Annotated in this window: 10 protein-coding genes, 15 tRNA genes and 1 pseudogene; 20 read left to right on the top strand and 6 right to left on the bottom strand. The window is 41.0% G+C overall.

The genetic code is table 11. The features are described from left to right. Positions 1–115 precede the first annotated feature (115 nt). The 15 genes from ABIA61_RS18890 (at position 116) to ABIA61_RS18820 (ending at position 1,543) form a co-directional block, all read left to right on the top strand. Positions 116–191, top strand: a tRNA-Asn gene (locus ABIA61_RS18890). Between the two features lie 3 nt (positions 192–194). Further along, positions 195–286: transfer RNA gene (locus ABIA61_RS18885), tRNA-Ser, on the top strand. 17 nt (positions 287–303) lie between these two features. After that, positions 304–375: transfer RNA gene (locus ABIA61_RS18880), tRNA-Glu, on the top strand. A gap of 69 nt (positions 376–444) precedes the next feature. Further along, positions 445–520 (top strand) — tRNA-Val (locus ABIA61_RS18875). 27 nt (positions 521–547) lie between these two features. After that, a tRNA-Met gene (locus ABIA61_RS18870) sits at positions 548–621 on the top strand. Positions 622–646: 25 nt separating this feature from the next. Next, a tRNA-Asp gene (locus tag ABIA61_RS18865) sits at positions 647–723 on the top strand. Positions 724–762: 39 nt separating this feature from the next. Further along, positions 763–835 (top strand) — tRNA-Phe (locus ABIA61_RS18860). A gap of 22 nt (positions 836–857) precedes the next feature. Then, positions 858–933: transfer RNA gene (locus tag ABIA61_RS18855), tRNA-Thr, on the top strand. Positions 934–938: 5 nt separating this feature from the next. Beyond that, positions 939–1,024 (top strand) — tRNA-Tyr (locus tag ABIA61_RS18850). 7 nt (positions 1,025–1,031) lie between these two features. After that, positions 1,032–1,105, top strand: a tRNA-Trp gene (locus tag ABIA61_RS18845). A gap of 19 nt (positions 1,106–1,124) precedes the next feature. Next, positions 1,125–1,197, top strand: a tRNA-His gene (locus ABIA61_RS18840). Positions 1,198–1,209: 12 nt separating this feature from the next. Further along, a tRNA-Gln gene (locus tag ABIA61_RS18835) sits at positions 1,210–1,284 on the top strand. Between the two features lie 7 nt (positions 1,285–1,291). Then, positions 1,292–1,363 (top strand) — tRNA-Gly (locus tag ABIA61_RS18830). 12 nt (positions 1,364–1,375) lie between these two features. Further along, a tRNA-Cys gene (locus ABIA61_RS18825) sits at positions 1,376–1,450 on the top strand. 11 nt (positions 1,451–1,461) lie between these two features. Continuing rightward, positions 1,462–1,543, top strand: a tRNA-Leu gene (locus ABIA61_RS18820). A gap of 45 nt (positions 1,544–1,588) precedes the next feature. On the opposite strand, the gene ABIA61_RS18815 is transcribed toward ABIA61_RS18820, so the two are convergent. From ABIA61_RS18815 to ABIA61_RS18790, 6 genes and pseudogenes are all read right to left on the bottom strand, one after another. After that, a complete protein-coding gene (locus ABIA61_RS18815) occupies positions 1,589–1,969 on the bottom strand; it encodes a tyrosine-type recombinase/integrase (RefSeq protein ID WP_283656327.1) in 381 nt (126 codons plus the stop codon). Next, positions 1,915–2,280, bottom strand: coding sequence for a site-specific integrase (locus ABIA61_RS18810; RefSeq protein ID WP_283653260.1), 366 nt, complete (start codon positions 2,278–2,280; stop codon positions 1,915–1,917). The genes ABIA61_RS18815 and ABIA61_RS18810 overlap by 55 nt, the downstream gene beginning before the upstream one ends. 947 nt (positions 2,281–3,227) lie before the next feature. After that, on the bottom strand, positions 3,228–3,542 hold the full coding sequence (locus ABIA61_RS18805; RefSeq protein ID WP_283653259.1) for a DMT family transporter: 315 nt from the start codon (positions 3,540–3,542) through the stop codon (positions 3,228–3,230). Between the two features lies 1 nt (position 3,543). After that, positions 3,544–3,884 (bottom strand): annotated as a pseudogene (locus ABIA61_RS18800) (DMT family transporter). Between the two features lie 107 nt (positions 3,885–3,991). After that, a complete protein-coding gene (locus ABIA61_RS18795) occupies positions 3,992–4,576 on the bottom strand; it encodes a TetR/AcrR family transcriptional regulator (protein ID WP_283653258.1) in 585 nt (194 codons plus the stop codon). Positions 4,577–4,650: 74 nt separating this feature from the next. After that, positions 4,651–6,558 carry a BglG family transcription antiterminator gene (locus ABIA61_RS18790; RefSeq protein WP_283653257.1) on the bottom strand — a complete coding sequence of 636 codons (1,908 nt, stop codon included), beginning with the start codon at positions 6,556–6,558 and terminating at the stop codon, positions 4,651–4,653. A gap of 158 nt (positions 6,559–6,716) precedes the next feature. On the opposite strand from ABIA61_RS18790, the gene ABIA61_RS18785 reads away from it, so the two are divergent. Genes ABIA61_RS18785 through ABIA61_RS18765 form a run of 5 tightly spaced genes read left to right on the top strand, consistent with a single transcriptional unit; the run spans position 6,717 to position 10,735 of the window. Further along, positions 6,717–7,025: a PTS sugar transporter subunit IIB gene (locus tag ABIA61_RS18785; RefSeq protein WP_404581125.1), complete on the top strand. Its 309-nt coding sequence runs from the start codon at positions 6,717–6,719 to the stop codon at positions 7,023–7,025. A 16-nt stretch (positions 7,026–7,041) separates the two neighbouring features. Next, positions 7,042–8,271 carry a PTS sugar transporter subunit IIC gene (locus ABIA61_RS18780; RefSeq protein WP_283653256.1) on the top strand — a complete coding sequence of 410 codons (1,230 nt, stop codon included), beginning with the start codon at positions 7,042–7,044 and terminating at the stop codon, positions 8,269–8,271. A 20-nt stretch (positions 8,272–8,291) separates the two neighbouring features. Continuing rightward, positions 8,292–8,639 carry a PTS lactose/cellobiose transporter subunit IIA gene (locus ABIA61_RS18775; protein ID WP_283653255.1) on the top strand — a complete coding sequence of 116 codons (348 nt, stop codon included), beginning with the start codon at positions 8,292–8,294 and terminating at the stop codon, positions 8,637–8,639. Between the two features lie 18 nt (positions 8,640–8,657). Next, entirely contained in the window at positions 8,658–10,097 is a 1,440-nt protein-coding gene (locus ABIA61_RS18770) for a glycoside hydrolase family 1 protein (protein WP_283653254.1), read from the top strand. Between the two features lie 50 nt (positions 10,098–10,147). After that, positions 10,148–10,735, top strand: a complete 588-nt coding sequence (locus ABIA61_RS18765) for a DUF6198 family protein (protein ID WP_404581124.1) — start codon at positions 10,148–10,150, stop codon at positions 10,733–10,735. The last annotated feature ends 43 nt before the right edge of the window (positions 10,736–10,778 follow it).

Genomic DNA, 10,778 nt, shown 5'->3' with positions numbered 1-10,778 from the left:
AGTAATGCATGGAGCTGACCAATACTAATCGGTCGAGGGCTTATCCTAAAGTATAGGACGCAATGGAGTTTCGGATCCAGTTTTCAGGGTGTAACCTTGAATAAATGATTATTATTCCCTGATAGCTCAGTTGGTAGAGCACTCGACTGTTAATCGAGTTGTCACAGGTTCGAGTCCTGTTCGGGGAGCCATATGGAGAGGTGTCCGAGTTGGCCGAAGGAGCACGATTGGAAATCGTGTAGGCGCCAAAAGCGTCTCGAGGGTTCGAATCCCTCTCTCTCCGCCAGATATTATTTATTGTGTGGCCCGTTGGTCAAGCGGTTAAGACACCTCCCTTTCACGGAGGTAACAGGGGTTCGATTCCCCTACGGGTCATTAACTATTTTATAAAAGAGCTTGAAATAAAAAGCTTGTAATGGTATAATATGTGAAGTGTTGCGTTGTGGAGGCTTAGCTCAGCTGGGAGAGCATCTGCCTTACAAGCAGAGGGTCGGGGGTTCGAGCCCCTCAGCCTCCACCACTTGGAAAATTGAATACTTATTATTGTCGCGGGGTGGAGCAGTTCGGTAGCTCGTCGGGCTCATAACCCGAAGGTCACAGGTTCAAATCCTGTCCCCGCAATTAATTTCCCTTAGGAAATACCCTTGGAACTGTGGTGTAGAGGCCTAACATGCCTGCCTGTCACGCAGGAGATCGCGGGTTCGAATCCCGTCAGTTCCGCCATTTTAGTAATACAATGTTTGTCGAAGAGGCTTAGAATAAGGCTCGGTAGCTCAGTCGGTAGAGCAGAGGACTGAAAATCCTCGTGTCGGCGGTTCGATTCCGTCCCGAGCCACTCTTAATTGAATAATTTATGTGCCGGTGTAGCTCAACTGGTAGAGCAACTGACTTGTAATCAGTAGGTTGGGGGTTCAAGTCCTCTCGCCGGCACCATTTTTGGAGGATTAGCGAAGTGGCCAAACGCATCAGACTGTAAATCTGCTCCCTTACGGGTTCGGTGGTTCGAATCCATCATCCTCCACCAGTTTTATAGGGGCATAGTTTAAAGGTAGAACAACGGTCTCCAAAACCGTTGGTGTGGGTTCAATTCCTGCTGCCCCTGCCAAATTTTTTTTGTCTTTGCGGCGATCGTGGCGAAGTGGTTAACGCACCGGACTGTGACTCCGGCATTCGTGGGTTCAAGCCCCATCGGTCGCCCTTTACCTTTAATGGGGATTAGCCAAGCGGTAAGGCAACGGACTTTGACTCCGTCATGCATAGGTTCAAATCCTATATCCCCAGCCATCTTAATGCGGACGTGGCTCAGCGGTAGAGCATCGCCTTGCCAAGGCGAGGGTCGCGGGTTCGATTCCCGTCGTCCGCTTTGTAATACTCTGGCGCCATAGCCAAGTGGTAAGGCAAAGCTCTGCAAAAGCTTTATTCCCCAGTTCAAATCTGGGTGGCGCCTCCATAATTGAATATGCCGGCGTGGCGGAATGGCAGACGCGCTCGACTCAAAATCGAGTGGGAAACCGTGGAGGTTCGAGTCCTCTCGCCGGTACCAATCAAAACTCGTGATAGTTCATTAGATTTTTCTAATGAGCTTTTTTTATATTTTTATGACCTCATTCATTTTATTGGCTGTGGTTGAATAATCGCTATGGCCCAGCCATTCCTGAACTTCCTTCATGCCCACACTGCTGGCTAACAATAGACTGGCGTAGCTATGCCGAAGATCGTGGAATCGAATACGTCTGAAGCTGTGCTTCTCCAGAAAATACGGGAATTGCTGTGTCAGGTAACCCGGCTTGATGCGTTCTCCTAATGCGTCCACATAAATATATTCCAGGTAATCGGTGCAGTAAGCGTTGCCGTAAGATAAGCGATTGGCTTCTTGTTGCTCCTTCATGCGAACCAGAAGCTCATAAAAGGTATCTACCAGCGGTAGGGTTCGACGACTGGCTTTGTTCTTTGTTCGATCCTTCTCGATTTCAATGTACTTCCCATTGAGGTTGCCAGATGTAACCGTATGTTTGATTGTAATGTGCGATTGGTTAAATCAACGGCTGACCATTTAAGTCCAACGATTTCGCTTCTCCTTAGTCCGTAAAAAGCCGCAAGTATCACAGCTAGCTCAATTTTTTTGCCCCTTATAACCGAAAAGAGCAGAACAGCCTCTGTTGCTTTTACAGCATTTTTTTCGGTTTCTTCCGCGAGTGCCTGTTCTTCCATGTGATAATTCTTTCTGGCTTCCTGGAGCAAGATTTCGGCTTTGTTTTTGGATGTTTTATTACCTGCCAATAATAGCTATACTCTTAGTAGATAGAAGCTAGTAAATCTTAGAAGGAGAAGGCCGCTCGTATTCTGTTTAATATTGATGGCGCCATAGCCAAGAGGTAAGGGATAGCTTTGCAAAAGCTCGATCCTAGTTCGAATTGTGCTTTGCCCGTCTATATCAAATAAGAAGAGGTAGCCTTTAATGGATATGATAATTCTGGTCGTGGCATGTATTGACAAAGCCGTACCCTGTGGTTAAAAAGGGGCAGAAATGCAACATATCTATGCGGATAAATGGGGACTCTCGGTGCTATGTCAAAAAAGACGCAATGTTAGGAGTAGCGGTCCCTAAGCAAACCGTCTGGTTCTAATCTTGTCCTCTTAGTCACGGCGACAAAATACTCTTGGTTCATAGATGATTGACACCTACTTGCTATTATTCGTTCATTCGCTATCTTTTCAGCCGATGATCTAAGTTTCGAGCAAATTTCGATAAACCTTATCATTTACATGCGGGTTAAACAATCCAAGGACCACACTGAGAGACTCTTACATTGCTCTACTGCCCGATAAAATCTTGCCACCTCATAGGGCATGGCAGATCCGCAGAGAAGGTGAATATCCGCCCCTGCGAAGTTTTCCTGAATGCGCTATTTTCCAAAAACTCTGCAATCCATAACAATTATGTTGTAGTCCAGATTCAATTCCTCCGTCATATAAAGTTCATTTCCTTCCAGAACATACACGTTTCCCATCTTCTCTGGCTTAAACAAGTGAATGAAATGGGCCAGATGATTGTTAGGGTTTTCTTCTGTTATTAGGGGCAGAGAGGTAGGCTTAAACCGCTGCATTCCTTCCTCAGAAAAACTTTCCCGTACACGAGCTGAGAAAGAGACGGCATTTGATTCTCTTTTTTGATAATAAACCTTAAATAAACCGGGCTGTAAATGGCTTATACAGCTTTGCAGGCATTATGAAACTGCTTTGAGTCCAACAACACCAACAACAATGATAATGATGCTTATAATGCGCCCAATGCTTTTTGATTCATTGAAAAAAAACATGTTTACTAGAACGGCAGCTAAAGTTCCTATTCCAATCCAAACAGCATAGGCAATGCTGAGTTGAAGATAGTTAAAGGAAGCGTATAGAAAAGCAAGAGCACCTCCAAATCCACCAAAGAACATCAGTATGTTCAAAATGGATTTCCTTTGGCTGAATTTTTTTAAACCGATGACTCCAATAAGTTCCAATAGAGCAGCAATAAATACGAATAGCCAACCCATATCAACGAGCTCCTTTTGCTGATCTAGATTCTGGCTTATTATCGAATAGTTTCAATGCAATAACTCCAATGACCAGGATCCCCATAAACAGACCTTTTGCAACACTGAATTCCGCTTCAAAAATAATAATGTCCATTAGAGCCGTACCTACTGTACCTGCTGCTGCAAAAATGGCATAAACGGTACCTGTCGGCAATGACTCACATGCTTTTGAAAGAAACTGTTGATAATAATAGTAATGATGATAATCCAGTGCCACCAAGTGTTGGCAACATTAAATCCAAAAACCCAAAATAATTCGAATAGAGAAGTTAAAATGACAAAAATCCAACCCTTATTCATAGACCATTTTTCCTTTCCGAAATTCACAAAAGTCACCAGACTATTAATGAATGAACATCAGTCATATTATTTCAAAAAAATAAATGCAGATTTTCCAGTACTCTTTTTCATGTTCTCCATAATGATCTTTTTATGAAATTAAATACCCGAGTCTTAAATACGTTCAGGGGTTCTTCTTGTTCAAGGCCAATGTAAAATCGTTCGGCAGCATTTTCAATCAGATTTATGATAAGTTTGGCAGTCCATTTTGCATGAAGGTCACTGATGATCTCATTATTGTTAATGGCTTTCAATAATATGTCCTCAAGCCAAGTATAATAAGGAGAATAGATTGCTTCCCATTTTTCCAGGGAATGATCGATAGCAAGACCTGAGTAACAAAGGACAAGGATTTCTTTGTATGAATCGGTTATGTTGAAGGTTTCGTTTATTACAATATCCAGCACCTCCCAAAAGCTTTCTTTATCTTGTGCTTTTTCTTTGATTTTACTAAAAGTAATGGTCAGAAGATTATCTGCAATCGCTGGGATTAACGCTTTTTTGGATGAGAAATATAAATAAAACGTTCCTTGTGCAACGCCTGCTTTTTTTACGATATCTGAAATGGCCGTCTTATCATATCCTTTTTCCGTAATGACCTCAATAGCCGCGTTTAAAATGAGATTGTATTTCCCATCAGAGAAATTTGCCAATATTCATTACCCTCCTACTTGAATGTGAATGATTATCATTCATTATACGAGAATGTGGTAATACTGTCGAAAAATTATTCCCAGCAGGTGATTAATTGATTGATAAAATGATCGAAGCTATGAACGGAAGATAACAGATTCACATGTTTATCGTCCGTCAATATAGTGGCGAGTGCATCGAATACGTCGCGGAATATTTTTCGATCCTCCCCGCTGACGGTGATTAATAATACAATTTTCACGTTAAAATTATCCCATTTGATGCCATTCGGATTCAAATAAATGAACATGCCCGTTTTGCGGGATTCCATTTTGATCGCATGAGGAATAGCAACTTGTCCGAACGCGGTAGAGGACATCGCTTCCCGTTCCATAATTTTGGCGAAAAAATCTTCGTCCGTATAACCATCCCGGTTCATGATGTGACAGATAAAACGTAAAACGTCTTCTTTCTCGCATCTTTCCGTGGAGTTGCAGAAATGTCTTTCGTCCAAAAAAGATTTTAAATAAAGCTTAAATTGATTTTTCTTTTTTTGCTCTTTTAATTCAAATAGTTTGTTCGATACTTTTTTTAGGTCGCTTTCAACAAAAAACGGAGTTATCACAACATAAGGGACTTCAGGAATTTTGTGTAATTGGACGGAAGAAATAATAAAATCGCTTGTTGCGTATTTCAAATCGCTCTCATCGGTTACAATCGAATGAATCGAAATATCGTCGCTAAAATACTGCTGTAATTTATTGATCATTTGCACATTCATACTGTAGTAAAGTGGAAACAGTACCGTGCATGAGATTTTTACGTTCGTTTGCCGCTGCAAATCAATGGCATACCCCAGGTGAAAAGCTAGATAAGCAATTTCATCATCGCTAATTCTATAGCCGGTTTTTTCTTTAATCACATGCGAAGCATGAACGGCGCAATCATAAATGAGTGGGCATTCTCTTTTGATCGTATTCGTTAATGGATTTTTCGTCGAATAATGATTTTTTAATCTCATTAAAAGATTTTTAATATGCAGCGTAAAACGCATAATAAAATCTGCATCAATAATGTTGATGTAGTAATATTTATCCAAGTCGGTTGCGATTTCACTGACCAAATCAATACAATCTGTTCCGGCAATACGTTCCAGGTCACTAATTTCGGTTTGGGTAAAGTTAACGTTTGTTCCATTGCATGAAATTAAGATCGCTAAATCAGCGATTTCGTCTTCTGAATATTGTACTTGAAAATAAGACTCCAATTTTAAGGCAATTTCTTTGGCGATTAAATAAGTAGTGTTGTTGGTAGTATAATTCACAGTCTTATTTAAAAACTGAAAATCATGTTTCATTCTGTCCAGAGCAATGGTAATATGGATGACCACATTGGTTAAATAAAAATCATTGGTAAAAAAGTGATGGGAAGAAAAGGTTTCAATGACAGCTTCCCGAATATAATCCACATTTAAATCCCGATAAAATCTTTTGATTTTATCGATATCAATAAAACTTCCGTTGGCCTCCTCGTACAAAATACTACTCATTAATTTGCGCTTGTCCTTTTCTTTGCCTCGTAAACCTAGATGCTCCTTAACCAAACTCAATTCCAAGTTGTTTTTAGTAAGCTTTTCTTTAATAAGCTTTAAATCCAGTCTCAGTGTTGACTCACTGATAAACAGAGCGTCGCTTAAATCGTAAATATAAATGGGCTCATTGGTTTGCACCAGTTTTTTCAGAATATACGCCATTCTTTCGGATTGGGTTTGCGGGATTGCTTTTTGTTCACTGGTTAGAAACCTATTTACTTGATCGGTATTGACCTTATAACCTTTATTCGAAGATAGGATTAACCCGTGGTGAATTGCATTAATCTCACTTATATAAGATTTGATGGTCCGTTTGGACACATCATATTTGTCCGCCAAACTTTGCGATGAAATCCATTCATTGTTATATGAGATTAAATATTGAATCAAATCAATATACTGCGTTTTCATGGTATGATCCCTCGCTTTAAAATGTTGCACCCTAGGGGTGCATTTTTTTATTTGAGCCCGTTTTGGGGTTTGTATTATAGTTTGGTTGTAACAAAGATAGCGCTGTCAAATCATTATAAATAAAAGCAAGGAGGATTACCATGGGAAATACAAAAGAAATGTTAAACGTGTTGTTAGTTTGCGGATCCGGAGCAAGCTCCGGCTTTATGGCTGCCAATATTCGCAAAGCCGCTAAAAAAAGAAACTTGAACATGGACATCAAAGCCAGAGGGGAAGCGGAAATCGAAAATTACATTCATGATATTGATGCTTTATTAGTCGGTCCACATTTAGCATATATTATGGATGATATCAACGAGCTTACCAAAGATACAGATGTCAAAGTGCTCTTAATGAAGCCTTCTTATTATTCCACTTTGGATGGGGAAGCGGCTTTGGATGATATGATGAATGAGTTGAACAGCTAAAAAGGGGATAAGGAAAATGAACAAATTAATGGAATGGCTGAAAAACGACTTCTCTCCGAAGATGAATAAAGTCAATAACAATGTATGGATCGTCACGCTCAAGGATTCCGTCATGCAACTATTGCCTTTCATTCTTCTGGGATCGGTATTTTGCCTGCTCACCATCCCCGGCGATGTCTATCAAATCAAAAACTACCCTAATTTTTGGGTTCCGTTCGGATGGACGATGGGCATGCTTTCGCTCTTGGTTTCTTTCCTGATTCCGTTCAATTTGATGGAGAAAAAGAAGTTAAGAAAGCAGCGGTTTATCGCCGGTTGCACCAGTTTGATTGTTTTCTTGATCATCATTACTCCCCAGGTCGTCAAAGACGGTGCGGTTGGCTTTTCCCATAGTTCTTTGGGAACCGGAGGTATGTTCGTTGCCATCATCGCCGCTCTTTTCACCGGATATATCATGAGTCTTTTCGGAAAATTCTCTTTTTTCAAGGAAGATTCCGTCATCCCGGACTTTGTCAGAGCCTGGTTTGATTCCATGCTTCCCATCGGTATCACTTTGGTTATGGCTTGGGTGTTGGTCGATATCGTTCATGTTGATATATACAACATCATTTTAAATATTTTTATGCCGTTGGCCAACGTGGTAGAGACGCCTTGGGGATTCATCCTGATTATATTTTTATACTGTTTCTTATATTCCATGGGGATCTCCAGTTGGGTGTTAACCCCTGTCACCAAACCGATTTTTCTGGCGGCCATTACCTCAAACGCGACCATGGGGGCGCATAATCTCGTAACGGCCGAAACGATTTTTTCGGCATACTTGTTTGTAGGCGGCGTAGGCTGTACGTTACCCCTGGTTATTATGCATGTCTTCTCTAAAAGCACCAAGCTAAAAGCGCTGGGACGCGCAAGTTTAGTCCCTTCCATCTTTAATATCAACGAGCCTTTGGTATTCGGTTCGATCGTATGGAACCCCATATTGATGCTGCCGATGTGGATCACGGGGATCATCTTGCCGGCGATCGTTTGGATCGGGACCAAAGTCATTCCTTTCGGCTCCATCCCGAAAGTGATCTTCGATCTGTGGTATGCTCCTTTTCCAATCTCCACGTGGATTACGACAGGAACGATCACAGGCATTATTTTGATGCTAATCTGCGTCGGGGTAGCTACGCTGATTTGGTACCCATTTTTCAAAACCTACGAAAAACAAGAACTTGAAAAAGAATTGCCGCAAACCAATTAATCTGTTAAGGAGATTTTATTATGACTTCGGAACAAGTAGCTCAAGAGGCGATGCAAATCATTTTGCACGCAGGGGAAGCAAGAAAGCATTGTACGGATGCCTTAAAGGATATTGAAAAAAGCGACTTTGACGGCGCTAAGGAAAAGATGAAATTAGCCAACGCGGAAATTGTGATCGCTCATCGCGTGCAAACGAATTGCATCCAAAAAGAAACAGAAGGAGCAAATGGAGAGTACTCGGTTTTATTTGCCCATGCGCAAGACACGCTCATGACGGTCTATAGTGAAATTAATATTGCCAAGCGGTTAATCGATATTTTTGAGAGTTTTAATCAGAGGCTGACCCAATTAGAAATGACCAATAAATAAAGGGAGGAAGTAATAAAAATGAAAAATATTCCATCAGGATTTCCAGCCGATTTTTTATGGGGAGGAGCTATCGCTGCTAATCAGGCAGAAGGCGCTTACAATGTGAACGGAAAAGGGTTAAGCGTAGCGGATATTAATGAATATACGGATGAAATTCCTTTAGATAAAAAGTACAATACAGAACTGACTATGGACTATATTAAGGAAGCTATGCAAAATGAAGAGCGAATTTTTCCAAAACGTTGGGGAATCGATTTCTATCATTCTTATAAAGAAGACTTGAAATTGTTGAGCGAACTTGGACTCAAAACCTTTCGCACCTCGATCAATTGGACAAGAATTTTTCCGAACGGTGACGAAGAGCAGCCGAATGAAGAAGGTTTGAAATTTTATGATAACCTGATCGACGAAATTATAGCGAACGGGATGGAGCCAATGATCACCCTGTCCCATTACGAAATGCCGCTGCATTTGACCTTGGCTTATAAAGGTTGGTACTCCAGAGAAATGATCGAGTTTTTTGTCCGCTTTAGCAAAGTGATTCTTGATCGGTACCATAAAAAGGTGAAATATTGGATTGTTATCAATCAAATCAATTTGATTGTTCATGAATCCTTTAACCATCTGGGCATTGCGGAAGATGTAGTAGATGATTTAGCTTCCGCCAAATATCAAGGTGTGCATAATGAAATGGTAGCTTGCGGTTTGGTCACGAAGTATGCCAAAAACCTGGATTCCAACTTGCAAATCGGGATGATGCTCTGCGGGGGACCGTCCTATCCGGCTACCAGCAAACCGGAAGATGTATTCGCCACCGTGCGCAATAATCAAATGGAGTACTTTTTCTCCGATGTGTTAATGCGCGGATATTATCCTGGCTATGCTTTCCGTTATTTCCACGACAACAATATTACCGTTGAATTCGCGGAAGGCGACGAAGAAGCATTGAGAAATACGGCTGACTTTATGTCATTTTCCTACTACTATACTCGCATTTTTGATGAAGAAAGTTTGAAAAACAAGACAGGACCTTACCGCAATTTTGAACTTCCGGCCAATTCATGGGGATGGACGATTGATCCGATTGGTCTTCGCACCTTGCTTAACCTGTTTTATGACCGGTATCAATGTCCTATTTATATCACGGAAAATGGGGTTGGCTACCATGACAAATTAGAAGAGAATAATTCGATCCATGATCCTTATCGGGTTGACTATTATCGGACTCATATCGAGCAAATGAAAGAAGCCATTAAGGATGGGGTGGATCTAAGAGGCTATTATGCTTGGGGACCGATTGATATCGTTAGTTGTTCATCCTCGGAAATGAGCAAACGCTACGGATTTATTTACGTGGATCAGGATGATTACGGCAAGGGCAGTAAAAAGCGCTTCCGGAAAGACAGCTTTTACTGGATGCAAAAAGTGATCGCTTCTAATGGAGAAAATCTGGATTGAGGTTGTGTAAATACCCGTCTTTTGCGAAATTTAGCGGTCGATTGGTTATTGTGGCCGTTGCCACCTTGTTAAGCGCTATAGCCGTCAATTTATTTATCGAGTGCAATATAGGATCCGATACATTAACGGTTTTATTGGATGGATTGCATAAAAGTCTCGGAGTTAGTGTCGGTCTTGCAAGCTTTTGCGTAAGTATTGTTTTTCTGGCTGCGGGTCTTTTGTTAAATCATAAATCAATTGGTTTTTCTTCCATTATGTATTCCTTTTTGATAGGACCCTTGATTAATTGGATTCATCCGTTTATTGCCAATATGGAGCTGTCTAATTTATCGTTATTCATAAAAATCGTCATTGTCATCCTGGCTAACTTTTGTTTCTCCATCACTTATGTGTTGTTGATGAATTTTGGCAACGGCATGTATGCCTTAGACGCTATATTGCGATATACGGAGTCAAAACTCGGATTAAGGTATGATATCGGCAGAATCGGCGTAGATGCCGTCTTTTTAAGCGCCGGATTCTTTTTCGGGGGGATCGTGGGTATCGGAACGGTTATAGCGTTTGCTTTAACCGGACCGGGAACCATGCTGCTAGAAAAAATGCTATTGAAATTAGGAAGATTGTATAAGGTGAATTGAAAAAAAGCGCAAGTTACGCCAAAGATTCAACTTATATAGAAAG

This window comes from Paenibacillus sp. RC21, from assembly GCF_044907935.1.
GTDB classification, from domain to species: domain Bacteria; phylum Bacillota; class Bacilli; order Paenibacillales; family Paenibacillaceae; genus Paenibacillus; species Paenibacillus terrae_A.
Note: the sequence above shows the minus strand (reverse complement) of the source record. Positions and strands in the feature narration are given on the sequence as shown.

Bases quoted from the DNA above. Each gene is read 5' to 3' on its own strand.
- ABIA61_RS18770 (WP_283653254.1), top strand. From the start codon at position 8,658: ATGAAAAATATTCCATCAGGATTTCCAGCCGATTTTTTATGGGGAGGA.
- ABIA61_RS18790 (WP_283653257.1), bottom strand. From the start codon at position 6,558: ATGAAAACGCAGTATATTGATTTGATTCAATATTTAATCTCATATAAC.
- ABIA61_RS18805 (WP_283653259.1), bottom strand. From the start codon at position 3,542: ATGGGTTGGCTATTCGTATTTATTGCTGCTCTATTGGAACTTATTGGA.
- ABIA61_RS18780 (WP_283653256.1), top strand. From the start codon at position 7,042: ATGAACAAATTAATGGAATGGCTGAAAAACGACTTCTCTCCGAAGATG.
- ABIA61_RS18785 (WP_404581125.1), top strand. From the start codon at position 6,717: ATGTTAAACGTGTTGTTAGTTTGCGGATCCGGAGCAAGCTCCGGCTTT.
- ABIA61_RS18775 (WP_283653255.1), top strand. From the start codon at position 8,292: ATGACTTCGGAACAAGTAGCTCAAGAGGCGATGCAAATCATTTTGCAC.